This window comes from Microbulbifer harenosus, assembly GCF_005771435.1.
Taxonomy (GTDB): Bacteria; Pseudomonadota; Gammaproteobacteria; order Pseudomonadales; family Cellvibrionaceae; genus Microbulbifer; species Microbulbifer harenosus.
Map to the genome: position 1 here is coordinate 1 of NZ_VANI01000001.1, position 24,925 is coordinate 24,925.

Genomic DNA, 24,925 nt, shown 5'->3' on the forward strand with positions numbered 1-24,925 from the left:
CCTCGTTGTATCGCGGCATTGCTCACTCTATGACCGCCCCCTGATACACTATTGGTTGGAAAGTGAGCGCGACATCTATCCTGACACAGGGGGAAGCCTTGGCAAGGCGAGCGGGTTGCCCTGACAGCGGAGCAGCTGCAGGCGTTGGTGATCGGGCTACCCTGGCATCAGGTGGGTCGTGATCACCGGATTGCTCTGCTTTAGCAGGTTCCGCTCTCTGGCCGTACGCATACGGTTAAGTGGCGATAAATGATTTTGTCATTCAACTCTGTAAACTGACGATGATTGCAGTCCTGGCATTTGATGCGTGGCTTGTGACAGATTCCTTGTGCCCACTCGTTATTGCAGGCAACAGAGTAACCACTGCGACCTTGCTTGTTTTGCCAGCGGTTAGCAAAAATATCGTTTCGGCCCCGAAACAACCCTCTGAAGATGGCAATCTTTTGTTCTGGTGAATATAGGGGCGAGTCTGATGTATTTGGTGAGGGTTGCTGTAGTTGCTCTCTGAGAGCTAGAAGCTGCTTTTTCTCCTGTTCAAGCTCGACTAACCGAGCATCAATCTCGGCTGTGTTTTGAAATTCATCAGTATTAAGCATGAGCTTGAGGTGGTTTGATCAAGGATTCAGCTGGAATGCCCAACCCCTCATGCAGCTTCCAGATCATTTTTAGTGTGAGTGAGCGTTTGTGATTAAGGATCTCATAGACTCGATTACTCTTACCAATCATAGGCTCGAGGTCTTTTACTGTTAAACCTTTACGTTCCATTTCGAACTTGATGGCTTCAACAGGATCGGGCAGTTCCATAGGGAAATGCTTGGCCTCATAAGCTTCGATAAGCGTGACCATTACATCTAGCTTTTCACCTTCGGGAGTGTCAGGGCCTGCCATCATCAGGCTGTTAATTTCTTTTAATGCCGCTCGGTAGTCGGCATCAGTTTTGATCGGTTTGATGTCCATAGTATTTCCTCCGGCAATTAAATAGTTTGTACATCAATTTTGTCGTATTGCGCATGGGTGCCGATGAACCGGATGTAGACCACGCGATAGGCATAGTTGATCCATACGACCAAACGGTACTTGTTGCCTGCAATATTGAAAATCACTCGCCCATCTTTGAGGATGCTGGCATTTCTGAAGTCCTGCTTTACATCAGCTGGTGCGTTCCAGTCGGCTGCTAAGGCATGCCGATACCAAGCGAGCGTTGGCTCTTTAGCATCCATGTACTCTGGGTTCTCTTCCCAGAAAGCTTTCAGTGTCGATAGGGCAATGAGTCTCATGAAATCAATGGTAGTCCCAATATGGGACTGCTTCAACTGAAATATGCTAGAGAATCAAATATGATTGAATATCAAGCACTTATGACGCAAAGAGAGCTATGTAATCGTTGGCGGCTTAGTGAAGCGACACTGGAGCGTTGGTGTTCTGAGGGTATAGGTCCGATTTACGTGAAGCTGTGTGGTCAAGTGAGGTACAGGCGAGAAGATGTGCCGGAGTATGAGGCCAGTTGCTTGAGAAGGAGTACGTTTGAAGCTGTTTGAAGGTTGGTTAGTACGCAATTGCCCGCATCAGCCCTAATTTCCTGATAGTAAAGTTGCGGGTTAATAAAAAGCCCTAATGGCTGGCGAGGGCTCATTAGGGCTATTTACAAGATGGTGGAGATGGCGGGAGTCGAACCCGCGTCCGTCAGCACTCTGCCAGAGGCTCTACATGCTTAGTTCCGCCTATTGATTTAGCTCTCTACAGCCCAGCGGGCAGGACGTGGAGAGCGAACCTGAAGAAGTTTTAGGCCATCCGCGTCAGGTACGCTTCAGGACGATCCAGTTCTGTATGACAGCCTGCAGCGCGGTACTGGAACCTTACTGAAGGCCGCTAAGGGGCGAACCCTTAGTAGTGCGTCACGGGCCGCTTACGCAGCCAGTTGGGCACCGTAGTTGTCGTCGTTGGCAACTAATAAAATGCAGCTTTGGATTTACGTGATTCGCTACCATCACGGCATGCACCCATGGTTTCGTTACCGGCGTCGAATCCAAGTCATCCCCGGAAACTGTGTCAGTGCGGCTGCATTGAAACAGCCTCGTACGAAACGCATTTGCGTGGCGGCGAGTATACCTGAAGGTCATGGCCCACCATAGGGTGGGATGGAAATTTAGTGACCGTCCGGTTACTGCCGTTCAAACAGAGCGATGGATTCCACATGGGTAGTGTGGGGGAACATGTCCATTACGCCTGCCTTACTAAGACGGTAGCCGCGCTGGATAAGTTCCGCAGCGTCCCGCGCCAGGGTGGCGGGGTTGCAGGAGACGTAGACGATGCGGCTGGCGTTGAAGTGGCCGATATTGCGCACCACTTCCAGCGCACCGGTGCGCGGCGGGTCCAGCAGGATTTTGTCGAAGCCGCCGCGGGCCCAGGGGCTGCGGGTGAAGTCGGCGGTGAGGTCGGCGGCCTGGAACTGGATGTTGGCGAGACCGTTGGCGGTGGCATTTTCCTGACCGCGGCGGGTCAGCTCTAGGATGCCCTCTACACCCACCACTTCGCGCGCGCGGGTGGCGATGGGCAGGGTGAAGTTGCCGAGACCGCAGAAGAGGTCCAGCACGCGGTCTTTGGGCTGGATGTCCAGCAGCTCGATGGCGGTGTGCACCATTTTTCGGTTGATGCCGAAATTGACCTGGATGAAGTCCTGGGGATGGAACTGTAGGGTCAGGCCGAATTCCGGCAGCGCGTAGGCGAGACGCTCGGGGCCCGCTTCGGGCCATGCCTTGTGGGCCTCTTCGCCGGGCTGGAAGTACAGGTGCAGATCGTGCACTTGCGCAAAGGTGAGCCACAGGCTGCGGTCTTCATTGGTCAGTGGTTGCAGGTGGCGCACTACCAGCGCGGTGGTGTCCTCGCCGATGGCAACTTCGATGTGGGAGATGTGGCGGCGGGTGTTGCAGCGCTCCACCAGCTGTTTCAGTTCGGGGATCAGCGCGGAAAATGCCTCCGGCAATACCAGGCACTGACTGATATCGGTCAGGTTGTTGGAGCCTTTCTCGCGGAATCCGAAGACCAGCTCGGGCTTGCCGCCGGATTTGGGTTTTACGTAGCGCACGCCGAGGCGGGCCTTGCTGCGGTAGCCGAGGTCGGGTCCGGTGAGCGGTGGCAGGACTTCCTCTGGCGCGGCTTTGCCGAAGCGCTGCAGCTGGTCGAGCAGGATCTGCTGTTTGGCCTCGATCTGCGCTTGCGGCGCCATGTGTTGCAGGGAGCAGCCGCCGCATTCTGCCGCGTGCGGGCAGGGCGGGGTTTGCCGGATCGCTGCTGGTTCCAGAATTTCAATGGCCACCGCTTCGTCGAACTTGGCGCGGCTCGCGGTTATGCGGGCTTTGACCTTTTCCCCGGGCAGTGCGTTGTCCACAAACAGGGTTTTGCCGCGGTAGCGGGCGATGCCGCGCACCTCGTGGCTCAGCTGTTCGATGTCGATTTCCAGTGTTTCCCGGGGATTGGGGCGCGGGCGGTCGGTGTTGCGACTGCTGCCCGGGTGGCTTTTTTTCGGTGGCGGTGATGATTTCTTGAAACGCATGGGGGAGCACAAAAGCGCGGGGCCGCGGTCTGCGGCCCCGATTGGTGATTACAGTATGGACTGGACAAACGCTGCCAGAATCAGCACCGGGCAGGCGATGCGCACGTACCAGGGCCAGAGTTTCCAGAACAGGGTTTGCTCGATGTCCTCGTGACCTTTCTTCAGTTCTTCCAGCAGCTGGTCTTTGCGCCAGATCCAGCCGGCAAACACACACAGGACGACGCCCAGCAGCGGCTGTCCGTACTCGGTGCTGACGGACACGACTAGGCCGAACAGTGTCTCGAAATTGAAGATAATCAGGCTGCTGATGCCAAAAATGATGGCCCCCATCAGCAGGGTGGCCGGCTTGCGCTTGAGCCCCAGGCTTTCAATGCAGAAGGCCACCGGCACTTCCAGCATGGAAATGGATGAGGTGAGGGAGGCGATCACCATCAGCGCAAAGAAGGCGATGGCCACGAACAGGCCGCTGGTGCCCATGGTGTCGAACAGCGCGGGCAGAACCTGCAGGATCAGTCCCGGGCCTGCAATCAGCTCACCGGTCTCGGCAAAGATCTGGGTGCCGGCTTCCTGCGCCACGTACATGGCGGGCAGGATCAACAGGCCGGCGGTAAATGCGATGCCCACGTCGATCAGGGTCACTAGCGCTCCCAGGCGCGGCAGACTCTCTTGCCGGCTGAGGTAGGAGCCATAGATCAACATGGTGCCCACACCCAATGACAGGGAGAAGAACGCCTGGCCCATGGCGGACAGCAGCAGCTGTGGGGAAAGCTTGCCGAAATCGGGGATCAGGTAGGCTTCAAGTCCCATCAGCGCGCCGGGCTGGGCAAGGACGTAGGCGATCAGAATCAGCAGCAGAATGATGAGTGCCGGCATCAGCAGTGTGGACCAGCGCTCGATACCTTTTTCCACACCACTGGCAATGATCAGCATGGTGAGGCCGCTGAAGATGGCGGTGAAGGTGAAGTTGCGCGCGGCGCTGTCGCCGGTGAGCCACTGCGCGGTCTCGCTGGCGCCAACCAATTGCGCGAACGGATCCGCGAGGTGCGCCACCATCCATCCGGCCACAATGGCGTAGAAACTGAGGATCAGTGAGGCGACAACAATACCCCCGAGACCAGCGGCGGTGCCCACGGCGCGGGTCGCGGGGCCGGTGGCGATGCCGCGCAGGGCCTGCACCATGTTGCGCCGCGCATGCCGGCCGATGGTGAGTTCCGCCATTAGTACCGGGTAGGCGAGCATGAAGGCCATTAGCAGGTATACCACCACGAACGCGGCGCCGCCGTTGGAGGCGACGTTGGTGGGGAAACCCCAGATGTTGCCGAGGCCGACTGCGGAGCCGGCGGCGGCCATCAGGAAGCCGAAGTTGGAGCTGAACTGTCCTCGTGGTGCACTCATGGTAAATCTCGTTGTTATTTTTCTAAGCCGGTGGTGAGGGTTTGCCTGTAGGAGCCTGCTTGCAGGCGAACCTGGTGTTGTTCGCCTGCAAGCAGGCTCCTACAACGAGGTAATCAAAACATTGCGCGGGATCAGCGATGATCGTGGCGCATCAGGCGCTGCTTCTCGCGGTTCCAGTCGCGCTCTTTCTCGGTATCGCGCTTGTCGTGCAGGGCTTTACCTTTGGCCAGCGCGATCTCGCATTTGATCAGATGCTTTTTCCAGTAGAGTGCCGTGCACACGCAGGTGTAACCCTTCTGCTCCACGGACGCCATCAGTTTGGCGATTTCCTTGCGGTTCAACAGCAGCCGGCGGGTGCGGTCCGGCTCGGTCACATAGTGGGTGGAGGCGCTGATCAGCGGCTGGATGCGGGCGCCCAGCAGCCACGCCTGGCCATCTTTGAACAGGACGTAGCTGTCGGTGAGCTGGGCCTTGCCTTCGCGGCAGGCTTTGACTTCCCAACCCTGCAACTCCAGGCCCGCCTCAAACTTTTCCTCGATGAAATAGTCGTGCTTGGCCTTCTTGTTCAGAGCGATGGTGTTGGAAGTCGGGGCTTTCTTCTTTTTTGCCATGGATACAACTTGCGCCTTGTCGGGCTTTGTCTTTAAACAACCGGCTTTAAATAAAGCTGGTGCCGAAGAACTTCAGGGCAACGGTGTTGATGAAGATCAGCAGCAGAATTACAGGAATGAAGGTACCGAGCGCAAAGTTCACGTACTTCTGCGATAGGGTGCCGGCAAACCCGCTGTCACCCACGGTCAGTTCCTGGTCGAAATTGGCCCGCTTCCACTTGTAGATCACGAAGATACACACCAGCAGGCCGTTGAGGGGCAGAATGGTATCGTAAAACAGGATTTCTACCAGATCGAAGAAGGATTTATCGCTCCCGGCGATCTGCACGAAGTGGGTCAACCAGTCCGCCATACCGAACGACATGGCGCACAGTACGGCAAGGATGAACTGTACAACCGCCAGAGTGGTAATGGCTTTCTTGCGGCTCATGCCGCGCTCATCGCGCAGGGTGGCAATGGGGACCTCGATGATGGAAACCAGAGAGGTCAGGGCGGCGACGAACACCAGGAAGAAAAACGCCGCAGCGACGGCGCTGGCGCCAAAGTAACCGATGGTGCTCTGCAGCGACAGGAAAATCTTCGGCAGGAACAGGAAAATCATGCCGGCGGAGGAGTCGCTCAGGGTTGCCGGGTCAATCTGCGGGTTGAAGTGGAAAATGCTCGGCAGAATCAGCAGGCCGGCGGTAAAAGCCACCAGCGTATCGGTGAGGGCGACGGCCTTGGCGGAACCCGGAATCGAGTCTTGCTTTTTCATGTAAGAGCCGTAGGTGATCATGATGCCCATCCCCAGCGACAGGGAGAAAAACGCCTGGGCCATGGCTTTGCTGACGACTTCCGCATTGATCTTGGCGAAATCCGGAATCAGATAGTAGTTCACACCCACAAAGGCATTTTTCTGGGTGAGCACGAACAGCACGAGTGCCACCAGCATGACGAACAGAATTGGCATCAGGGTCTTGGCGGCGCGCTCGATACCATCCTTTACGCCCAGGGACAGCACCCCATTGATAATCGCCATCAATACGATCAGGTAGATGAACACCGCTTTGGAGTTGATGAACTCACCGAAATAGGCCTCGGTGGCAAGCCTGGTAAGGTTGCCCTTGAAAATCTCCACCATATAGCCGAGCACCCATACGGTGACCACCATATAGAAAACCGCAATCATGAACGGGGTAATCAGGGCCAGCCATCCCGGGATATGCCACAGCCTTGCGCTGCCCGAAAGCTGCCGATAGGCGCCCACCGGATCTTTTTCTGTTTTGCGACCCAGCGCCAGTTCCGCCATCATCACCGGCAGACAGATCAGAAATACAAACAGCGCGTACACCAGCAGGAAGGCGCCACCGCCGCTTTTAGTTGCCGCTACCGGGAACGCCACCAGATTACCGATCCCGACCGCGGAGCCTGCGGCGGCCAGGATGAAACCAATACGGGATCCAAAATGCTCTCGTGCTGCGGACATAGATTTCTCGCTTGCCTGTTATTCTTGTCGTCTGTTTGATTGCCGCCGGTTACCGGTCTTATGGCGCGCACTCTTCCGCAGCGAAAGCCCAAGCACGCATTTGCTTCGAGATTTCAGCTGCGCGGATGGGAGCCGATTGTTGCAGGATTTATCCGCCTTGAGTAGCGTCGCGAGCGAAAAACGCCCTACCCAGCAGAGAATAGGCAAAGAAACGCCTCCAGGGACAATATTTGAGCAATGAGTAAGTATTGATCAATGACGAAAATAGAACGCAGTGCACTGGTCATGTTCAGTGCCGGGCAGATGTTTGATCTGGTAAATGATGTGGCCAGTTATCCACAGTTCTTACCCGGCTGCCGGGGCGCGGAAGTGCTCCACCAGGACGAACATACCCTGGAGGCGCGGCTGGACCTCGCCCGCGCAGGGATCACTCAGAGCTTTGTGACCCGCAATGAGCTGCACCGCCCGGAGCGCATGACGTTGACGCTGGTAGATGGCCCGTTCAGCAGCTTCAATGGCTGCTGGACTTTCACGCCGCTGGCGGAAAATGCCTGCAAAGTGGCCTTCACACTGGAATTTGAGGTCAGCAATCGGCTGTTGGGCGCGGCGGTGGGAAAACTGTTTGGGGGAATCGCCAACCAGATGGTGGATGCCATGTGCGAACGCGCCGGCAAGATTTATAGCGAGAACTCTTATGGAGAGAAGCCATGAGCCAGAAAACCATCGCGGTTGAAGTGGTGTATGCGCTCCCGCACGAACAGCGATTGATCAGTCTGCTGGTGGAGCCGGGAACCACGGCGTTGAAAGCGCTGGAGCTTTCGGGAATCCCGCGGGAGTATCCTGAGGTGGACCCGGCAACCGCCAAGCTTGGGATCTTTGGCCAGGCGCTCGGTACCAAGGGGCTGGCGGTGGCTTCCGAGTACGTGCTGCAGCCGGGAGACCGGGTGGAGGTGTATCGCCCGCTGATTGCGGACCCCAAAGAGGCGCGCAAGCAGCGGGCGGAGAAGGCCAAGCGTCAGGCCGCGGGCGATTGAGCTCCGCTTGCCTGGCGGTGGGGGTTTTGATCAGGGCCAGCCGGCGGGCTGCCAGTCGCCGCTGGTCTCGATCAACTGGTCGCCGTTGAAATAGACCGTAAAGCGTTTCTGGGACTCGTCGCCATCGGGGTCGCGGACGCGATTGATGTAATCCCAGCGATTGGGGTTGAAGGTATCTTCCACCAGAGGGGTGCCCAGCACGAAGCGCACCTGGCGCCGGGTCATGCCCGGTTTGAGTTGGTCCACCATTTCCTGGGTGACGATATTGCCCTGCTGGACCTGAATACGGTGCACACCGGGAAACTTGAACAGGCTGCAGGCGGTAGCGAGGCTACAGACGCCAGCGATCAGCAGGATTCGTACAACGGATGGCATTGATTGCTCCATCTGGATTTTTATTGGGTTCCGAATTGTCACTGGCGCGAACGGTTGCCGGTCCGGCCATGGGACATGAGAATAGTCGCCAGTGTGCCGGCAAAGTTCCCCCGGGGCGATCAGAAAGCTGGCAATAGCACCACTTTCCCGCAGTCCGCGCGCGCATCGCTGGCTGTAAGTGGGTATTTACTTATTCCGGAGCGCGCAGGATTCAGTCATTTTGGGCAACGCCGGACCGAAACCCGGTTTGGGGTTCCGCTGGGCGCACTGGGTGTGGATAATACCCGAACTGCGCGCCTGCCGACAGGCGTGCGCATGATTACGACATAGCGATTACGAGCACACATCCGGAAAGTATTACTCATGTTGAACGAAAATCAGGAACTGCGTAAGGCTGGCCTCAAGGTCACACTGCCGCGCGTCAAAATTCTGCAGCTGCTGGAGGGTGCCAGTGACCAGCATCTGAGTGCTGAGGATGTGTACAAAATGTTGCTGGATGCCGGCGAAGATGTTGGTCTGGCCACGGTTTACCGGGTGCTGACCCAGTTCGAGAGTGCAGGTCTGGTCATGCGCCACAATTTCGACGGCGGCCACTCGGTATTTGAGCTGGACCGCGGCGACCACCACGATCACATGGTGTGCACCGATACCGGCGAGGTGATCGAGTTCCACAACGAGAAGATTGAAGAACTGCAGCACCAGATTGCCGAGGAGCACGGTTACGAACTCACCGGCCACAGCCTGGTGCTGTATGTAAAGAAAAAGGGCAGCTGAGCCCGAGCATGAAAAAGGGAGCCAGTCGGCTCCCTTTTTTTGTTTCGACGCCGGCAGCGTCGGGCTTTCGGATAGAGGCGTCGGTCACACCGGCGCCGTATAGTGTTCCGGATATCTGCCCACCTTGGTGGCATAGAAGCTGCCAAAGCGCGCCAGCTCTTTTGCCAGGTTCTCGCCCATTTCCATCACCGGCCCAAGACCTGCTTCTTTCTTTGCGAAGTCGATAAACCCGCACACCACGGGTACCGCTGCACCGCGGGCTATGTGATAGAAGCCGGTCTTCCAGCGCTCGGCCTTGCCGCGGGTGCCCTCCGGCGGTATAGCGATCACCAGTTCCTGCCGCGCTTTGTACTGATTGACGGTGGCCTCCACCAGGTTGTTGGCCTTGCTGCGATCCACGGCAATGCCGCCGAACCAGCGCATGGTCGGGCCGAGGGGGAATTTGAATAACTTGTCCTTACCCATCCACTGCGGATTCACCTTCAGCTTCAGTGCCGCAAGAATAAAAAAGTAGCCATCCCAGTTGGAAGTGTGCGGTGCCGCCAGCAGCACGTACTTCTTCAGCTTGAGTGCGCTCTCGTCGGCCACGACTTTCCAGCCGTGCAGTTTCAAAAGTCCGCGCGCAAGCAGGCGCAGGCAGGGGGTAAGAATGGGGGTGTTGAAAATGGTTGTCTGCATGATGTGACCGAGTTCTTTGCCCGACAGTTTAGTTTGGAACCCTGTGCAAAGGGCGCGGCAGTATAAAGTGAATTAAGCGCCGCTTTCGGTCAATTTCGGCCCGGGCGGGAAATCCGGGCCGACTTTCTGTGACTGATCGGGTCTGCAAATGAAGTGTGGGTGATGATCTTTGCTCAGGCCCGGCTCAGCATTTCTTCCGCGTGGGCCAATGACTGCGGCGTGGCCTCGCCGCCGAGCATGCGCGCGATCTCGGCGCTGCGCTCGCCGTCCTGCAGCTCCCGCAGGGCGACAAACGCAGCGGCGCCATCGCTGTGTTTTTCCACCAGGTACTGGCGGTGGGCGCGGGCGGCCACCTGCGCCAGATGCGTCACGCAGATCACCTGGCCGCGTTCACCCAACTGACGCAGCAGTCTGCCCACCACATCGCCGGTGGCGCCGCCGATACCCACGTCCACTTCGTCGAACACCAGCGTGGGGGTGCGGGAGGTCTGCGCGGTGACCACCTGGATTGCCAGGCTGACCCGCGACAGTTCGCCGCCGGAGGCAATTTTGCCCAGTGCACGCGCCGGTTGGCCGGGGTTGGTGGCGATCAGGATTTCCACTTCCTCGAGACCGGTGGCGGTAGGCTTCTCCAGTTCAACCAGTGCCAGCTCCACGCGCGCGTGAGGCATGGCCAGATCCGCCAGTTGGGTATTGATCGCATCGGCAAGCGTTTTCGCCGCGGCCGCGCGCAGTTTGCTGAGCTTGCCGGCGCTGGTGCGGAAGGCTTTTTCCAGCCGCTCACAGTCTGCGGCCAGCTTGTCCAGCGCATCCGGTGCGCCGATCTCGTCCAGTTCCTGTTGCCACTGTTGCTGCACTTCCGGCAGCTGGTCTGGCTGCACCCGGTGCTTGCGCGCGAGGGAGTAGATGGCGGAGAGGCGCTCTTCCACTTCCGCCAGCCGCTCGGGGTCCATTTCAAAGCGGTCGATATGCCGCGACAGGGTGCTGGCGGCCTCGTCCACTTGGATGCGCGCGCTGTCGAGCATCTGCGCCACGTCCATCAGCGCCTGGGTCTGTTCCGGCATGGCGCTGACCAGATGCAGGGCGCGGTGCAGCTGCTCGGCGATATCGCCCTCGCCGCCGTTCAGCAGCGCGGCCAGCTGATAGCTGCCGTTCAGGATATCGCCCGCATTGGCCAGCTGGCGCTGCTCGCTTTCCAGTTCGTCCAGTTCGTACTGTTTGAGGTCCAGCTGCTCCAGTTCCTGCAACTGGTATTCCAGCAGGTCGCGGCGCGCCTGGGTCTCCTCGGCGCTGTCGGCAAGTTTGCGGTAGCGGCGGTACTGGTCCTGCCAGGTTTTGAAGTGAATGCGCACTTCGGCGCTCTGCGCCTCGGCGTGGGCGTATTCGTCCAGCAGGCGGCGATGGGTTTCCTTCTTCAGCAGCGACTGGTGCTCGTGCTGGCTGTGGATGTCGATCAGCTGCTCGCCGAGGGCGCGCAGCTGCAGCAGGGTTACCGGCTGGCCGTTGATATAGGCGCGGGAGCGGCCGTCGGCACCGATGGTGCGGCGCAGGATCACCTCGCGCCCGGCGTCCAGTTCCTGCTCCTCCAGCCAGTCGCGGGCGTCCTGGTGGTTGCTGATATCGAAGGTGGCGTGAATGTCGGCACGGCTGGCGCCGGCGCGCACCAGCTCGGCATTGCCGCGGTCGCCGAGGGCGAGGCCGAGGGCGTCGAGCGTAATGGACTTACCGGCGCCGGTTTCGCCCGTCAGGGTGCTTGTGCCGGGGCCGAACTCCAGCTCCAGCTGGTCGACCAGGGTGAACTGACTGATGGACAGATGCAGCAACATGGGATCGCGCTTGGTGGTTGTTAGTAGTGGTTGTTTATACAGTATTTTTCGACAAACTTTCAATCACCCCGGGCGCGGATTGCGAGGCAATTATTTTTCGTCTTATTTTCGCGGTGAGCGCCGTGCCACCCTAATCTGGCAGCTGCCTTTCCGATGGATGCCAAGGAAAAGGTCATGGGATGTCGGTGAGAAGGTGTGCGGCAGCGCTTGAAGTGCGTGGGAACGTCCCCATATACGCCTGCATTGCCGGCGTTCGCCGGCGTTTTACCGATTTTGACCCAACTGGCAGCAAGCCGACGAGTACAGACGGAGACAGCAGTGGCCAAAGAGCGCAGCGAAGACCAACAGGACGAACAGAATATCGACACCGGCGAGCACGCCGCTGAAGTAGAAACTCCCACCGCGGATCAGCAGCATGCGGCGGAGGAGGTTCTGCAGGAAGAGCTGGCGGTAGAGAGTGCACAGGAGATTGAGATCGCCTCCCTGCACCAGCAACTGGCCGAACACAAGGATATGGTGCTGCGCGCCCAGGCCGAGGTGCAGAATGCCCGCCGCCGCGCCGAGCAGGATGTGGAAAAGGCACATAAGTTCGGTGTCGAGAGGCTGCTCAAGGAGCTGCTGCCGGTGGTCGACAATCTGGACCGCGCCCTGTCCACCATCGACAGCGAGCAGGAGGCCAATAAGGCGGTGATCGAAGGGATCGAACTGACCCGCAAGTCCTTCCTCGACACCCTCGGCAAGCACGGGGTGGAAGTGGTGGACCCCGCGGGTGAACCTTTCGACCCGGCACTGCACCAGGCCATGACCCAGGTACCGAATGGCGACGTGGAGCCTAACACTGTGCTCGACGTGTTCCAGAAAGGCTACCGCCTGCACGGCCGCCTGCTGCGCCCGGCCATGGTCGTAGTTTCGAAAGCACCTTAGTTAAGTTTTCTGCAATTCATTCATGAATAGCAGAAAAGACGTCCGCGGCGGCACATCCTTGTGCCGCGGAATTGCGGGAACCGCCCTTGAAAACGAAACGGCGGCACCAATATAAGCAGGCAACCGAATACAAAAGCGCGGCGCTGAACAGAAAACGGCGCGCGCAGCAAAGTGAGGATACAGATCAATGGGAAAAATCATCGGCATCGACCTGGGTACCACCAACAGCTGTGTAGCGGTACTGGATGGCGACAAGGCACGTGTTATCGAGAACGCTGAAGGCGATCGCACCACCCCGTCCATCGTTGCGTTTACCGACGACAACGAGGTGCTGGTAGGCCAGTCCGCCAAGCGTCAGGCGGTGACCAACCCGACCAACACCCTGTTCGCGGTGAAGCGTCTGATCGGCCGCAAGTTCAAGGACGACGTCGTCCAGAAAGACATCAAGATGGTGCCTTACTCCATCGTTGAAGCCGACAACGGCGACGCCTGGGTGCAAGTGAAGGGCGACAAGAAAGCCCCGCCGCAGATCTCTGCCGAAGTTCTGAAAAAGATGAAGAAAACCGCGGAAGACTTCCTCGGTGAGAAAGTGGACGCTGCGGTAATCACCGTGCCGGCCTACTTCAACGACTCCCAGCGCCAGGCCACCAAAGACGCCGGCCGCATCGCCGGTCTCGACGTCAAGCGCATCATCAACGAGCCCACCGCGGCTGCGCTGGCCTACGGCCTGGACAAGAAGGGCGGCGACCGCACCATCGCGGTATACGACCTGGGTGGCGGTACCTTCGATATCTCCATCATTGAAATTGCCGACGTCGACGGCGAAATGCAGTTTGAAGTGCTGTCCACCAACGGTGACACCTTCCTCGGTGGTGAAGACTTCGATCTGCGCCTGATCGACTACCTGGCAGAGCAGTTCAAGAAAGAGCAGGGCATCGACCTGAAGGGCGATCCCCTGGCCATGCAGCGCCTGAAAGAAGCGGCCGAGAAAGCCAAGATCGAGCTGTCCTCCAGCCAGCAGACCGAAGTGAACCTGCCGTACATCACCGCAGACGCCACCGGTCCGAAGCACCTTGTGGTGAAACTGACCCGCGCCAAGCTCGAGAGCCTGGTGGAAGACCTGGTGGCGCGCTCCCTGGAGCCGGTAAAAATCGCGCTGCAGGACGCGGACATGACCACCGGCAAGATCGACGAAGTGATCCTGGTGGGCGGCCAGACCCGTATGCCGCTGGTGCAGCAGAAGGTGACCGAGTTTTTCGGCAAAGAGCCGCGCAAGGACGTGAACCCGGACGAAGCCGTGGCCGTGGGTGCAGCAATCCAGGGCGCGGTTCTGGGCGGAGATGTGAAAGACGTACTGCTGCTGGACGTGACCCCGCTGACCCTGGGCATCGAAACCATGGGCGGTGTGGCTACCCCGCTGATCGAGAAGAACACCACCATCCCGACCAAGAAGTCCCAGGTGTTCTCCACCGCCGACGACAACCAGACCGCCGTGACCATTCACGTGGTGCAGGGTGAGCGCAAGCAGGCGGCACAGAACAAATCCCTGGGTCGTTTCGACCTGGCCGACATCCCGCCGGCGCCGCGCGGTATGCCGCAGATCGAAGTGACCTTCGATATCGATGCCAACGGTATCCTGCACGTGCACGCCAAAGACAAGGCCACCGGCAAGGAACAGTCCATCGTCATTAAGGCCTCTTCCGGTCTGTCTGACGAGGAAATCGAAAAAATGGTGCGCGACGCCGAGGCCAACGCCGAAGCGGACAAGCAGTTCGAGGAGCTGGTGCAGGCCCGCAACACGCTCGACGGCCTGATCTCCGCCACCCGCAAGACCGTGGACGAAGCCGGTGACAAGGCGACCGGTGAAGAGAGAGCCGCGATCGACGCCGCCCTGGCGGATGCAGAGGAAGCGGTAAAAGGCAACGACAAGGCCGCGATCGAAGCCGCTACCACCAAACTGACCGAAGCCTCCGGCTCCCTGGCGCAGAAACTCTACGCCGAACAGGCCCAGGCCCAGGACGCCGCCGCACAGCAGGCGGAGCAGGCCAGCTCCGGTGGTAAGTCCGGTGGCGACGACGCAGTGGACGCTGAGTTCGAAGAAGTCAAAGACGACAAGAAAGACGGTAAGTAATTAACTTACCGCTTTAACCCTAGATGTAGGAGCCTGCTTGCAGGCGAATCTCGCCAAAGGCGAGCTTCCTTCGCCTGCAAGCAGGCTCCTACAGGGGAACATAGAAGGCGCGGGGGTTTACCTGAACTCCCGCGCCTTATGCAGTTTTAAAAAGAACACACAGAGCTATGTCCAAACGCGATTACTACGAAGTCCTCGGCGTCAGCAAAGGGGCGGATGAAAAGGAGCTGAAAAAGGCTTACCGCCGGGTGGCGATGAAATATCACCCGGACCGCAACCCCGATGACAAAGAGGCGGAGAATAAATTCAAGGAGGCCAACGAGGCCTACGAAATTCTGTCTGACCCGCAGAAGAAGGCGGCCTACGACCAGTTTGGTCATGCCGGTGTCGATGGCCAGGCGGGCCACGGTGGCGGTGGTTTCGGTGGATTCTCCGATATTTTCGGTGACGTGTTCGGCGATATCTTTGGCGGCGCCGGTGGCGGCCGTCGCGGACCCCAGCGCGGTTCCGACCTGCGCTATGACCTGGAGCTGGATCTGGAGGACGCGGTGCGCGGCACCACCGTCAAGATCCGTGTGCCGACGCTGGCCAACTGTGGCACCTGCCACGGCTCCGGCGCCAAGGCCGGCTCCAAGCCGCAAACCTGTGGTACCTGTGGCGGCGCCGGCCAGGTGCGCATGCAGCAGGGCTTCTTCTCGGTGCAGCAGACCTGCCCCAACTGTCGCGGTCGCGGCACCGTGATCACCGACCCCTGTACCAGCTGTCACGGTCGCGGTCGCGTTGAGGAAACCAAGACCCTGTCGGTCAAGGTGCCACCGGGTGTGGATACCGGCGACCGTATCCGTCTTGCCGGCGAGGGTGAAGCCGGGCCGGACGGTGGACCCGCGGGCGACCTGTATGTACAGGTGATGGTGAAGGAGCATGAGCTGTTCCAGCGCGACGGCAAGAACCTCTACTGCGAAGTGCCCATCAGCTTCGTGACCGCCGCACTCGGCGGCGAGATGGAAGTGCCGACACTGGATGGCAAGGTCAAACTGAAAATCCCGGCGGAGAGCCAGACCGGCAAACTGTTCCGCCTGCGCGGCAAGGGTGTAACTCCGGTGCGCGGCGGCGCCCCCGGCGACCTGCTGTGCCGCGTAGTGGTGGAAACCCCGATCAACCTCTCCACCAAACAGAAAGAGCTGCTGGAGGAATTTGCCGGCACTCTGAGCGAAAAGAAAAACTCCCCGCGTCAGACCGGTTGGTTTGAAGGGGTGAAGAACTTCTTTGGTGATATGAAGCTCTGATCTTCATTCATCTGACTCGCACCAGAAAAAGCCCGGGCCGAAATGCCCGGGCTTTTTTGCTTTGCGACAGCCGGCGCCGGGTATCAGTGCTCCGCCAGACGGCGCTGGAATTCTTCATGGAATTCCTGCTGGATTTTTTTCAACTCTTCCAGCTGTTGGGGATTCAGAATGCTGGCCATCCCTGCGCGGGTGGCAGCGCGAGCGGCGAGAATCTTTGCGACCAGCTCCTTCTTTTGATCGGCCGTGAGTTCAGGCATTACGCCTTTGTCGAATCCGTATTCCTTGAGAATGGCGAGTTTCTTCTCGAAACTTTCCTGCAGCAGGGGCAGAGCCTTTTCCTCCTGCTCCGGCGTGAGTTGCAGGCGCAGGGTGGCCCAATCCGTGATGTCGTCGTATTTTTCCCAGAAGTCGGCACCCAGGCCGGAGGTATCCACGGCCTTGCCGGTGGACACCACAGTGAACAACAGCAGGGCGAAGAGGGCGGCGGACAGGGACGACCAGAATGGATCGCGGGATTCGGGGGACATGACTGGCACTCCAATCGACGGACTATTTAAAGCCTAGTAGAGGAATGGCGCGCCGCAAGACGTACTGCCCGGTCAGTACTCTGATATGTTCAATGGTCAGCAGGGGTGTGCGCTGCGGTATTGCCCGCAACAGAAACCGGGGTAGAATCCGCGCCTTTCAAGGCCGGCGGGAAGGAGATTGAACATGGCAGTGAACATAGCGATCACAGGATTTGGTGGCCGCATGGGGCGTGTGCTGGCGGAAGCCGTGGCGCTGGCGGAACTGGCGGGCAAAGCCAGGCTCAGCGGCGCAGTAGTGCGCCCGGGATCGAGCCTGGTGGGTGCGGATGCCGGCGAGGTGGCCGGTCTCGGGCGCAGCGGTCTGGCAATCGTCGACAGTCTGGAGCAGGCGACATTTGATGTGCTGATCGACTTCACGTCGCCTCTCGCCACCCTCGACAACGCGGCTTACTGCGCGCAGCACGGCAAGGCCATCGTCATCGGGACCACCGGCTTCGACCCCGCGCAGAAGGCGCAGATGCTGAGTGCCGGCGACAAAACCCCACTGTGTTTCGCCACCAATTTTTCCACCGGCGTGAATCTGTGCTTTAACTTACTGGAAACTGCGGCCCGGGTGCTGGGCGACGACGTGGATATCGAAATCGTCGAAGCCCATCACCGCCACAAGGTGGACGCGCCGTCCGGTACTGCGCTCAGCATGGGGGAGGTGATTGCGGACACCCTTGGCCGCGATCTTGCCAAGGTGGCGGTGTACGGCCGCGAGGGGCAGACCGGCGCGCGCGACCGGGAAACCATCGGCTTTGCCACCGTGCGCGGCGGCGATGTGGTCGGTGAGCACACCGTGTCCTTCTTTGCCGACGGCGAGCGTATTGAAATTACCCACAAGGCCAGCAGCCGTCTGGCTTTTGCCCGTGGTGCGGTGCGCGCAGCGATCTGGTTGACGGATCGAGATGCCGGTCGCTACGACATGCGCGACGTGCTCGCGCTCAAATAAATTTTTGGAGTCGTTTGTTTGGAAAAGAAAATCATCGTCGGCAGCGAGGAATGGTGCGCCTTTCCGGGGTTGGGCATTCCCGCGATCAAAGCGCGGGTTGACTCTGGCGCCAAAACCTCGTGCCTGCACGCCTACAATATCCAGCCGTTCAACCGCGGTGGCGAGCCCTGGGTGAGCTTTGAGGCGCACCCGCTGCAGAACCTGCGCCGTCCGCGGGTGCGCTGCGAGGCGAGGGTGCTGGACAAGCGCACGGTGCGCAGCTCCTCCGGCGATGCGGAAAAGCGCCTGGTGATCAAGACCGCGATCAGCATTGGCGGCAGCGTGTGGGATATCGAGCTGACGCTGACCAATCGCGACTCCATGGGTTACCGCATGCTGCTCGGCCGCGAGGCGATGATGGGGCGCATGCTGGTGGACCCGTCGGAAAGTTTTTGCCTCGGCGAAATGCCGCCCAGCCAGCTGGAAGAGTACTACCACGACGAGCACCACATGGCGGGCACCGGCCTGCGCATCGGCCTGCTGGCGTCCAATCCGGACCTCTACAGCAACCAGCGGATCATGGAAGCGGGCGCCGAGCGCGGCCACCGCATGACCTTCCTGAATATCCGCCAGTGCTACATGAAGCTCGATTCCACCGAGCCGGAAGTGCACTACCGCGACGGCCGTATCCTCAACAATCTGGATGCGGTGATTCCACGCATCCGCCCGAGCCAGACCTTCTATGGCTGCGCGCTAACGCGCCACTTCGAGAGCATCGGGGTGTTCGCTCTGAACGGCTCCGCGGCTATCAGTCAGTCCCGCGACAAGCTGTTTTCCCTGCAGTTGCTGCAGGAGGGCGGGTTGAGTATTCCGATTTCCGGTTTCGCCAATTCACCCATGGACACCAACGAGTTGATCGAAATGGTCGGTGGCGCGCCGCTGATCGTAAAGCTGCTCGAGGGCACCCAGGGCCGCGGTGTGGTCTTGGCGGAAACCCGCAAGGCGGGAGAGTCGGTGATCAACGCGTTCAAGTCCCTGAAGGTGAACCTGCTGGTGCAGGAGTTTATCCGCGAGGCGCAGGGCAAGGACCTGCGTCTGTTTGTCATCGACGGCAAGGTGGTGGCGGCGATCCAGCGGGAGGCGGCACCGGGGGAGTTCCGCGCCAATATTCATCAGGGCGGCACCGCGTCGGTGGTCAAAATCAGTGCGGAAGAGCGCAAGCTGGCCATCAAGGCCGCCAAAGTGCTGGGATTGAAGGTGGCCGGTGTGGATATCATTCGCTCCAAAAAGGGCCCCCTGTTGCTGGAAGTGAATTCATCGCCAGGTCTCGAGGGGATCGAGAGCGCCACCCGCAAGGATGTGGCCGGCAATATGATCATGGCGATCGAGCGCGCACTCAAATGGCGCCCGACCATCGCTGGCGCCACCACTTTCGAGGACGAATAAGGCGCCTCCAGTCCGCGGGAATTCTGGCGCGCGGCTGCTGCTCTTCATTGGTGGGCAGACGCTGTCGGTACTAATCTTTGGGGTGCCCCCGTGCCATTTGGGGGTGCCCCGCATGTGGACTTTTGTTTCGCCGGGGCGAATCCAGTGCCCCGGTGACCCAGAAGATGTACAAAGCCGCCTCTCCCCGCAAGCCACACGCTGACGCATCGGAAGCCCGGAGGGTGGCATTGCCATTTGCCCGGCTTAGCGCGGGGTTGATGCTGTTTCTTTTCCTGCTGCCCCAACTGCCGGCCGGGGCCCACGCCGAGCAGCTCTCCGACACTGATCTCGGACGCAAGGTGATGGTGGACTACATTGTCCATTTCGCTCACCACCTGCAGTGGCCCATCGATGTATTCAACGGCGCCAGCGCTCCCTTCCGTATCTGCGTGATGGGGGAAAACGAGCTGGTCGCGCCACTCACTGCCAGGCTTCACCACCACCGCATCCAGGGGCGTATGGCCTCGCTGGAGCGGGTCAACGATGGCGAAATGCTGCGCGCGCGCCGCTGCCAGATCGTTGTGATGGGGGATATGGGCGCCGAGCGTCTGGCCCAGGCAGTGGGCGCGCTGGAGTTTTTCCCGGTGCTGACCGTCAGCGACGTCCGCCGCTTTGCCAACCTCGGGGGCATGGTGGAGTTTGCAGGCAGCGGTGCCAACCTGGCCCTGCAGCTGAATAAGACCCGGCTCGACCGCGCGGAACTGAAAATGGGCAACAGCCTGTTCCGTCTGAGCCGTGAGATAAACTGACCAGGCATTCCCCTAGCCACGCCGCATCGCCACCTTCGCCCGATATTTTGCTAAGTGAACAGCATTACCCCTCGGGCCCGCCGATTTCCTCCCCGTATTCCGTCTCGAATTAGGCTGCATCGGCGCCCGTGGTTCCGGCGTCTATGGCGTAAATTTGTACTGGCGGTAAAAGGTGTTTTCCCGTAGAATCTGCGCCCGGCTTGGAAAGGCCCCACAGCAGTCGCTCGCGCCAGAAACAGGTTCTGCTTTTAGCGGATAAGGACGCTGAGCCCGTGGCTTTCCTGCCAGATAAAGTGCCGGCTGTGGCGGAATTTCGCCCTCCAGACACGCATTCCCTGGATGCCGGCCACACAGTGAGAGCCCAGGTGAAAGCCACAGCGAGCGCCCGTGAATAACTTTATAAAAAAGCGAGATGAAGCAGCCGTTTCATCTCGCTTTTTTATAAAAGGCTTCCGGTAAAAAGTTGCAGCTGAAACTGCCACTGGCGTCGCCGTCCCGGCTGCGCCCTCTCACCCCGCCCGGAAGCCGTTCTGACGATTGGAGATTGATTTGAACAACGCCGTTCTCACGCCGGAATCCCTGATGCCCAGCACCACCCCGGCCCTGCTGGTGCTTGCCGATGGCAGTGTCTTTCGCGGTCGCGCCATTGGCGCCGAAGGCGCAACGGTCGGTGAGGTAGTTTTCAATACCTCCATGACCGGATACCAGGAGATCCTGACGGACCCGTCCTACGCCCGTCAGATCGTTACCCTGACCTACCCCCATATCGGTAACACCGGTACCAACAGCGAAGATGAGGAAGCGTCAGAAATCTGGGCCGCCGGTCTGGTGATCCGCGACCTGCCGCTGCTGGCTTCCAGCTTCCGCAGTGAGCAGTCGCTGGAGGACTACCTCAAGGCGCGCAATATCGTCGGTATCGCCGATATCGACACCCGCCGCCTGACCCGGATCCTGCGCGACAAGGGCGCCCAGAGCGGTTGCATCGTCACCGGTGACAACATTGACGAAGCCGATGCCCTGAAACAGGCGCAGGCGTTCGCCGGCCTCAAGGGTATGGACCTGGCCAAGGTCGTCTCCACCAAGGAGAAATACGACTTCAACGAAGGTACCTGGGAACTGGGTCAGGGCCACAAGCCGGCGCCGGCCGCGCAGCCCTACAAGGTCGTGGCTTACGATTTCGGCGTGAAGCGCAACATCCTGCGCATGCTGGTGGACCGCGGCTGCAGCATCACCGTGGTGCCTGCCGAGACTCCGGCATCTGAGGTATTGGCGATGAACCCGAACGGCGTGTTCCTCTCCAATGGCCCCGGCGACCCCGAGCCCTGCGACTACGCGATTGCGGCGATCAAGGAATTCATCGATGCCGACCTGCCCACCTACGGCATCTGCCTCGGCCATCAGCTGCTGGGCCTCGCCGTGGGCGCCAAGACCGCGAAGATGAAATTCGGCCACCACGGCGGCAACCACCCGGTGCAGGACCTGAACTCCACCAAGGTGATGATCACCGCGCAGAACCACGGCTTCGAAGTGGATGCGAACACCCTGCCGGAGAATGTGGAAATCACTCACAAGTCCCTGTTCGACGGCACCCTGCAAGGCATCCGCCTGAAGGACAAACCGGCGTTCAGCTTCCAGGGTCACCCGGAAGCGAGCCCTGGCCCGCACGATGTGGCACCGCTGTTTGACCAGTTTATCGAGATGATGGAAGCGCGCCGTTAAGCGAAGCTCCTCTTTTGTAGGAGCTTGCCCTGCAAGCGAACCGTTCGCCTGCAGGCAGGCTCCTACAAGCAAGACCAGAATTTTATCCGCCGGATAACGGCCGATTAGATACGGAAGAAAGATGCCAAAACGCACAGACATTCAAAGCATTCTGATCATCGGCGCAGGCCCCATCGTCATCGGTCAGGCCTGTGAATTCGATTACTCCGGTGCCCAGGCCTGTAAAGCCCTGCGCGAGGAGGGCTACCGGGTGATCCTGGTGAACTCCAACCCCGCCACCATCATGACCGACCCGGCCATGGCGGACGCCACCTACATCGAGCCGGTGGAGTGGAAGACGGTTGCCAAGATCATCGAGAAAGAGCGCCCGGACGCGATCCTGCCCACCATGGGCGGCCAGACCGCGCTGAACTGTGCGCTGGCGCTGGACAAGCACGGTGTGCTGGAAAAGTTCGGCTGTGAGCTGATCGGTGCGGACAAGAACGCCATTGAAAAAGCGGAAGACCGCGATCTGTTCGACAAGGCGATGAAGGCCATCGGCCTCGAGACCCCGCGCGCCAAGATCGTCCACAGCCTGGAAGAGGCGAAGAAGGTTCCTGAGGAGTTCGGCTTCCCGGTGATCATCCGCCCGTCCTTTACCATGGGCGGCTCCGGTGGCGGTGTGGCCTACAACTGGCCGGAATTCGAAGAGATCTGCAAGCGCGGTCTCGACCTGTCCCCCACCAACGAACTGCTGATCGACGAATCCCTGCTCGGCTGGAAAGAGTACGAGATGGAGGTGGTGCGCGACAAAAACGACAACTGCATCATCGTGTGTTCCATCGAGAACTTCGACCCGATGGGCGTACACACCGGTGACTCCATCACCGTAGCTCCGGCGCAGACCCTGACCGACAAGGAATACCAGCTGATGCGCAACGCGTCCATCGCGGTATTGCGCGAGATCGGCGTGGAAACCGGCGGCTCCAACGTGCAGTTCGGTATGGATCCGAAAACCGGCCGCATGGTGGTGATCGAGATGAACCCGCGGGTGTCCCGCTCCTCCGCGCTGGCCTCCAAGGCCACCGGCTTCCCGATCGCCAAGGTCGCGGCCAAGCTGGCGGTGGGTTACACCCTGGACGAACTGCAGAACGACATCACCGGTGGCGCGACCCCGGCGTCTTTCGAGCCGTCCATCGACTACGTCGTGACCAAGATTCCGCGCTTCACCTTCGAGAAATTCGGTGAAGCGGATGCGCGCCTGACTACCCAGATGAAATCCGTGGGTGAGGTCATGGCCATCGGCCGCAACTTCCAAGAGTCCCTGCAGAAAGCCCTGCGCGGTCTGGAAGTGGGCTCCTTCGGTTTCGAGCCGAAGCTCGACCCGGCGGAAGTGGGCTCCATGGAGCACCTGCGCCGCGAGCTGTCTGTGGCCGGCGCCAACCGCATCTGGTACGTGGGCGATGCCTTCCGCATGGGCATGAGCATCGACGAAGTGTACGAGCTGTCCGGCATCGACCCCTGGTTCCTGGTGCAGATCAAGGAGCTGATGGATATCGAGGAGCCGCTGAAATCTATCCCGACTTCCGCGCTCGACGCCAAGACCATGCGCTTCCTGAAGCGCAAGGGTTTCTCCGACAAGCGCCTCGCCGACCTGCTGGGCGTGAGCCAGAAAACCGTGCGCGAGTTCCGCCAGAAGCTGGGTGTGTTCCCGTCCTACAAGCGCGTGGATACCTGTGCGGCGGAATTCGCCACCGGCACCGCCTACATGTACTCCACCTACGATGAAGAGTGCGAGGCGGAGCCGTCCAACAAGAAGAAAATCATGGTGCTCGGCGGCGGTCCCAACCGCATCGGCCAGGGCATCGAGTTCGATTACTGCTGTGTGCACGCGGCGCTCGCCATGCGCGAAGACGGTTACGAGACCATCATGGTCAACTGTAACCCGGAGACGGTTTCCACCGACTACGACACCTCCGACCGCCTCTACTTCGAGCCGGTAACCCTGGAAGATGTGCTGGAAATCGTGCGTAAGGAAAAGCCGGAAGGTGTGATCGTGCAGTTCGGCGGCCAGACCCCGCTGAACCTGGCGCGCTATCTGGCCAACGAAGGTGTACCGATCATCGGTACCACCCCGGAGCAGATCGACCGCGCGGAAGACCGCGAGCGCTTCCAGCAGATGATCATGCGCCTCGGTCTCAAGCAGCCGCAGAACGCCATCGTGCGCTCCGAGTACGAAGCCATCCAGAAAGCCAAGGAAGTGGGCTACCCGCTGGTGGTGCGCCCATCCTACGTGTTGGGCGGCCGCGCCATGGAGATCGTCTACAAGGAAGACGAACTCAAAACCTACATGAAGGAAGCCGTGCAGGTTTCCGACGATGCGCCGGTGCTGCTGGACCACTTCCTGCACTCCGCCATCGAAGTGGATATCGACGCGGTGTCCGACGGCAAGGACGTGGTGATCGGCGCGATCATGCAGCATATCGAGCAGTGCGGTGTGCACTCCGGTGACTCTGCCTGCTCCCTGCCGCCCTACAGCCTGCCGGCGGACGTGCAGGACCTGATGCGCGAGCAAGTGAAAGCCATGGCCCGCGAACTGGGTGTGGTGGGCCTGATGAACACCCAGCTGGCCTACCAGGACGGCGAGATCTACGTGATCGAGGTAAACCCGCGCGCGTCCCGTACCGTGCCGTTCGTGTCCAAGTGCATCGGCACCTCGCTGGCGAAAATCGCCGCGCGCTGTCAGGCCGGTGTGAGCCTGGCGGAGCAGGGCTTCACCAAGGAAATCGTACCGGACTACTACTCCGTCAAGGAGTCGGTATTCCCGTTCAACAAGTTCCCGAAAGTGGACCCGATCCTCGGCCCGGAAATGAAATCCACCGGTGAGGTGATGGGGGTGGGCGAAACCTTCGCCGAAGCCTTCGACAAGTCCCTGCTGGGTGCGGGCGACAACCTGCCGGAGTCTGGCAAGGTGTTCATCTCCGTGCGGGATGTGGACAAGGCCGGTGTGGTGGAAGTGGCCCGCGAGATGTCCAAGCTCGGCTTCGAGCTGGTGGCTACCCGCGGTACCGCCAAGGTCTTGCAAGAAGCGGACATTGCGGTTACAACGGTGAACAAGATGAACGAGGGCCGGCCGCATATCGTCGACATGATCAAGAACGACGAGATTGCGCTGGTGGTCAACACCACCGAAGGTCGCCTGGCCATTCGCGATTCCGCGGATATCCGCCGCAGCGCCGAGAATCACCAGGTCTGCTACACCACCACCCTCGCGGCGGCAAAAGCCATGGCCATGGCCATGCAGATTGCCGAACCGCACCAGGTGCGCAGCCTGCAGGAACTGCATCAGCGCGTTGTGCGCCTGCAAGACTGATCGGCCTGCTCCACGGCCACTGCGGTGGCCATAAGAGCGAACAAACCGAAAAGCTCTGCCTAATGGCA

Annotated in this window: 22 protein-coding genes, 1 other RNA gene and 1 pseudogene; 12 read left to right on the forward strand and 12 right to left on the reverse strand. The window is 59.9% G+C overall.

From position 1 onward, the window contains the following. Positions 1 to 200 precede the first annotated feature (200 nt). The 8 genes from FDY93_RS19890 to FDY93_RS00045 form a co-directional block, all read right to left on the reverse strand. Positions 201 to 596 carry a TOTE conflict system archaeo-eukaryotic primase domain-containing protein gene (locus FDY93_RS19890; protein ID WP_421654322.1) on the reverse strand — a complete coding sequence of 132 codons (396 nt, stop codon included), beginning with the start codon at positions 594 to 596 and terminating at the stop codon, positions 201 to 203. Next, positions 589 to 957 carry a helix-turn-helix domain-containing protein gene (locus tag FDY93_RS00010; RefSeq protein ID WP_138233698.1) on the reverse strand — a complete coding sequence of 123 codons (369 nt, stop codon included), beginning with the start codon at positions 955 to 957 and terminating at the stop codon, positions 589 to 591. The genes FDY93_RS19890 and FDY93_RS00010 overlap by 8 nt, the downstream gene beginning before the upstream one ends. A gap of 17 nt (positions 958 to 974) precedes the next feature. Next, complete coding sequence (locus tag FDY93_RS00015; RefSeq protein WP_138233699.1) at positions 975 to 1,277, reverse strand: type II toxin-antitoxin system HigB family toxin; 303 nt, start codon at positions 1,275 to 1,277, stop codon at positions 975 to 977. A 373-nt stretch (positions 1,278 to 1,650) separates the two neighbouring features. After that, positions 1,651 to 2,039, reverse strand: a transfer-messenger RNA (tmRNA) gene (ssrA, locus tag FDY93_RS00025). A 122-nt stretch (positions 2,040 to 2,161) separates the two neighbouring features. After that, positions 2,162 to 3,553: a 23S rRNA (uracil(1939)-C(5))-methyltransferase RlmD gene (gene rlmD / locus FDY93_RS00030; protein WP_138233701.1), complete on the reverse strand. Its 1,392-nt coding sequence runs from the start codon at positions 3,551 to 3,553 to the stop codon at positions 2,162 to 2,164. Between the two features lie 48 nt (positions 3,554 to 3,601). Further along, a complete protein-coding gene (locus FDY93_RS00035) occupies positions 3,602 to 4,948 on the reverse strand; it encodes a sodium-dependent transporter (protein ID WP_138233702.1) in 1,347 nt (448 codons plus the stop codon). A gap of 131 nt (positions 4,949 to 5,079) precedes the next feature. Beyond that, positions 5,080 to 5,559, reverse strand: coding sequence for an SsrA-binding protein SmpB (gene smpB / locus FDY93_RS00040; protein WP_138233703.1), 480 nt, complete (start codon positions 5,557 to 5,559; stop codon positions 5,080 to 5,082). A gap of 46 nt (positions 5,560 to 5,605) precedes the next feature. Further along, positions 5,606 to 7,024: a sodium-dependent transporter gene (locus FDY93_RS00045; protein WP_138233704.1), complete on the reverse strand. Its 1,419-nt coding sequence runs from the start codon at positions 7,022 to 7,024 to the stop codon at positions 5,606 to 5,608. 255 nt (positions 7,025 to 7,279) lie between these two features. On the opposite strand from FDY93_RS00045, the gene FDY93_RS00050 reads away from it, so the two are divergent. Both FDY93_RS00050 and FDY93_RS00055 read left to right on the forward strand, forming a co-directional pair. After that, positions 7,280 to 7,735: a type II toxin-antitoxin system RatA family toxin gene (locus FDY93_RS00050; protein ID WP_138233705.1), complete on the forward strand. Its 456-nt coding sequence runs from the start codon at positions 7,280 to 7,282 to the stop codon at positions 7,733 to 7,735. Next, a complete protein-coding gene (locus FDY93_RS00055; protein WP_138233706.1) occupies positions 7,732 to 8,058 on the forward strand; it encodes an RnfH family protein in 327 nt (108 codons plus the stop codon). Before FDY93_RS00050 ends, FDY93_RS00055 begins: the two co-directional genes overlap by 4 nt. Before the next feature lie 30 nt (positions 8,059 to 8,088). Here the strand turns inward: FDY93_RS00055 and FDY93_RS00060 are convergent, their stop codons facing one another. Next, positions 8,089 to 8,433 carry an outer membrane protein assembly factor BamE gene (locus tag FDY93_RS00060; RefSeq protein WP_138233707.1) on the reverse strand — a complete coding sequence of 115 codons (345 nt, stop codon included), beginning with the start codon at positions 8,431 to 8,433 and terminating at the stop codon, positions 8,089 to 8,091. Between the two features lie 363 nt (positions 8,434 to 8,796). On the opposite strand from FDY93_RS00060, the gene fur reads away from it, so the two are divergent. After that, entirely contained in the window at positions 8,797 to 9,207 is a 411-nt protein-coding gene (fur, locus tag FDY93_RS00065) for a ferric iron uptake transcriptional regulator (RefSeq protein ID WP_138233708.1), read from the forward strand. 84 nt (positions 9,208 to 9,291) lie between these two features. Here the strand turns inward: fur and FDY93_RS00070 are convergent, their stop codons facing one another. Both FDY93_RS00070 and recN read right to left on the reverse strand, forming a co-directional pair. Continuing rightward, positions 9,292 to 9,885 (reverse strand): 1-acyl-sn-glycerol-3-phosphate acyltransferase, encoded by a 594-nt coding sequence (locus FDY93_RS00070; protein ID WP_138233709.1) that lies wholly within the window; start codon positions 9,883 to 9,885, stop codon positions 9,292 to 9,294. Positions 9,886 to 10,058: 173 nt separating this feature from the next. Next, the gene (gene recN, locus FDY93_RS00075) at positions 10,059 to 11,711 is read right to left on the reverse strand and encodes a DNA repair protein RecN (protein WP_138233710.1); all 1,653 of its coding nucleotides are present in this window, start codon (positions 11,709 to 11,711) and stop codon (positions 10,059 to 10,061) included. A gap of 318 nt (positions 11,712 to 12,029) precedes the next feature. Here recN and grpE point away from each other — a divergent pair, with 318 nt between their 5' ends. The 3 genes from grpE (at position 12,030) to dnaJ (ending at position 16,052) form a co-directional block, all read left to right on the forward strand. After that, on the forward strand, positions 12,030 to 12,635 hold the full coding sequence (grpE, locus tag FDY93_RS00080) for a nucleotide exchange factor GrpE (RefSeq protein ID WP_138233711.1): 606 nt from the start codon (positions 12,030 to 12,032) through the stop codon (positions 12,633 to 12,635). Positions 12,636 to 12,822: 187 nt separating this feature from the next. Next, the gene (gene dnaK / locus FDY93_RS00085) at positions 12,823 to 14,766 is read left to right on the forward strand and encodes a molecular chaperone DnaK (protein WP_138233712.1); all 1,944 of its coding nucleotides are present in this window, start codon (positions 12,823 to 12,825) and stop codon (positions 14,764 to 14,766) included. 167 nt (positions 14,767 to 14,933) lie between these two features. Continuing rightward, positions 14,934 to 16,052, forward strand: coding sequence for a molecular chaperone DnaJ (gene dnaJ, locus FDY93_RS00090; protein ID WP_138233713.1), 1,119 nt, complete (start codon positions 14,934 to 14,936; stop codon positions 16,050 to 16,052). An 83-nt stretch (positions 16,053 to 16,135) separates the two neighbouring features. Here the strand turns inward: dnaJ and FDY93_RS00095 are convergent, their stop codons facing one another. Continuing rightward, positions 16,136 to 16,579 carry a hypothetical protein gene (locus FDY93_RS00095; RefSeq protein WP_138233714.1) on the reverse strand — a complete coding sequence of 148 codons (444 nt, stop codon included), beginning with the start codon at positions 16,577 to 16,579 and terminating at the stop codon, positions 16,136 to 16,138. 184 nt (positions 16,580 to 16,763) lie between these two features. On the opposite strand from FDY93_RS00095, the gene dapB reads away from it, so the two are divergent. The 6 genes and pseudogenes from dapB to carB all read left to right on the forward strand — a co-directional run bounded on the left by dapB (position 16,764) and on the right by carB (position 24,857). Then, positions 16,764 to 17,573, forward strand: a complete 810-nt coding sequence (dapB, locus tag FDY93_RS00100) for a 4-hydroxy-tetrahydrodipicolinate reductase (RefSeq protein WP_138233715.1) — start codon at positions 16,764 to 16,766, stop codon at positions 17,571 to 17,573. An 18-nt stretch (positions 17,574 to 17,591) separates the two neighbouring features. Beyond that, positions 17,592 to 17,993, forward strand: a pseudogene (locus FDY93_RS19670) (ATP-dependent zinc protease family protein); the annotation flags it as partial. Positions 17,994 to 18,077: 84 nt separating this feature from the next. Further along, complete coding sequence (gene rimK / locus FDY93_RS00105) at positions 18,078 to 18,998, forward strand: 30S ribosomal protein S6--L-glutamate ligase (RefSeq protein WP_240914358.1); 921 nt, start codon at positions 18,078 to 18,080, stop codon at positions 18,996 to 18,998. 164 nt (positions 18,999 to 19,162) lie between these two features. Beyond that, on the forward strand, positions 19,163 to 19,786 hold the full coding sequence (locus FDY93_RS00110) for a YfiR family protein (protein ID WP_246068396.1): 624 nt from the start codon (positions 19,163 to 19,165) through the stop codon (positions 19,784 to 19,786). Between the two features lie 582 nt (positions 19,787 to 20,368). Beyond that, entirely contained in the window at positions 20,369 to 21,505 is a 1,137-nt protein-coding gene (gene carA, locus FDY93_RS00115; protein ID WP_138233904.1) for a glutamine-hydrolyzing carbamoyl-phosphate synthase small subunit, read from the forward strand. A gap of 121 nt (positions 21,506 to 21,626) precedes the next feature. Continuing rightward, a complete protein-coding gene (carB, locus tag FDY93_RS00120) occupies positions 21,627 to 24,857 on the forward strand; it encodes a carbamoyl-phosphate synthase large subunit (protein ID WP_138233717.1) in 3,231 nt (1,076 codons plus the stop codon). Positions 24,858 to 24,925: the final 68 nt, after the last annotated feature.

What these genes read in the sequence shown, in the direction of transcription:
- dnaK (WP_138233712.1), top strand. Translation starts at nt 12,823, where the DNA reads ATGGGAAAAATCATCGGCATCGACCTGGGTACCACCAACAGCTGTGTA.
- carA (WP_138233904.1), top strand. Translation starts at nt 20,369, where the DNA reads ATGCCCAGCACCACCCCGGCCCTGCTGGTGCTTGCCGATGGCAGTGTC.
- dnaJ (WP_138233713.1), top strand. Translation starts at nt 14,934, where the DNA reads ATGTCCAAACGCGATTACTACGAAGTCCTCGGCGTCAGCAAAGGGGCG.
- FDY93_RS00045 (WP_138233704.1), bottom strand. Translation starts at nt 7,024, where the DNA reads ATGTCCGCAGCACGAGAGCATTTTGGATCCCGTATTGGTTTCATCCTG.
- rlmD (WP_138233701.1), bottom strand. Translation starts at nt 3,553, where the DNA reads ATGCGTTTCAAGAAATCATCACCGCCACCGAAAAAAAGCCACCCGGGC.
- FDY93_RS00010 (WP_138233698.1), bottom strand. Translation starts at nt 957, where the DNA reads ATGGACATCAAACCGATCAAAACTGATGCCGACTACCGAGCGGCATTA.
- dapB (WP_138233715.1), top strand. Translation starts at nt 16,764, where the DNA reads ATGGCAGTGAACATAGCGATCACAGGATTTGGTGGCCGCATGGGGCGT.
- smpB (WP_138233703.1), bottom strand. Translation starts at nt 5,559, where the DNA reads ATGGCAAAAAAGAAGAAAGCCCCGACTTCCAACACCATCGCTCTGAAC.
- fur (WP_138233708.1), top strand. Translation starts at nt 8,797, where the DNA reads ATGTTGAACGAAAATCAGGAACTGCGTAAGGCTGGCCTCAAGGTCACA.
- carB (WP_138233717.1), top strand. Translation starts at nt 21,627, where the DNA reads ATGCCAAAACGCACAGACATTCAAAGCATTCTGATCATCGGCGCAGGC.
- FDY93_RS00050 (WP_138233705.1), top strand. Translation starts at nt 7,280, where the DNA reads ATGACGAAAATAGAACGCAGTGCACTGGTCATGTTCAGTGCCGGGCAG.
- FDY93_RS00070 (WP_138233709.1), bottom strand. Translation starts at nt 9,885, where the DNA reads ATGCAGACAACCATTTTCAACACCCCCATTCTTACCCCCTGCCTGCGC.
- FDY93_RS00110 (WP_246068396.1), top strand. Translation starts at nt 19,163, where the DNA reads ATGTACAAAGCCGCCTCTCCCCGCAAGCCACACGCTGACGCATCGGAA.
- FDY93_RS00015 (WP_138233699.1), bottom strand. Translation starts at nt 1,277, where the DNA reads ATGAGACTCATTGCCCTATCGACACTGAAAGCTTTCTGGGAAGAGAAC.
- FDY93_RS19890 (WP_421654322.1), bottom strand. Translation starts at nt 596, where the DNA reads ATGCTTAATACTGATGAATTTCAAAACACAGCCGAGATTGATGCTCGG.
- FDY93_RS00035 (WP_138233702.1), bottom strand. Translation starts at nt 4,948, where the DNA reads ATGAGTGCACCACGAGGACAGTTCAGCTCCAACTTCGGCTTCCTGATG.
- FDY93_RS00055 (WP_138233706.1), top strand. Translation starts at nt 7,732, where the DNA reads ATGAGCCAGAAAACCATCGCGGTTGAAGTGGTGTATGCGCTCCCGCAC.
- recN (WP_138233710.1), bottom strand. Translation starts at nt 11,711, where the DNA reads ATGTTGCTGCATCTGTCCATCAGTCAGTTCACCCTGGTCGACCAGCTG.
- FDY93_RS00095 (WP_138233714.1), bottom strand. Translation starts at nt 16,579, where the DNA reads ATGTCCCCCGAATCCCGCGATCCATTCTGGTCGTCCCTGTCCGCCGCC.
- FDY93_RS00060 (WP_138233707.1), bottom strand. Translation starts at nt 8,433, where the DNA reads ATGCCATCCGTTGTACGAATCCTGCTGATCGCTGGCGTCTGTAGCCTC.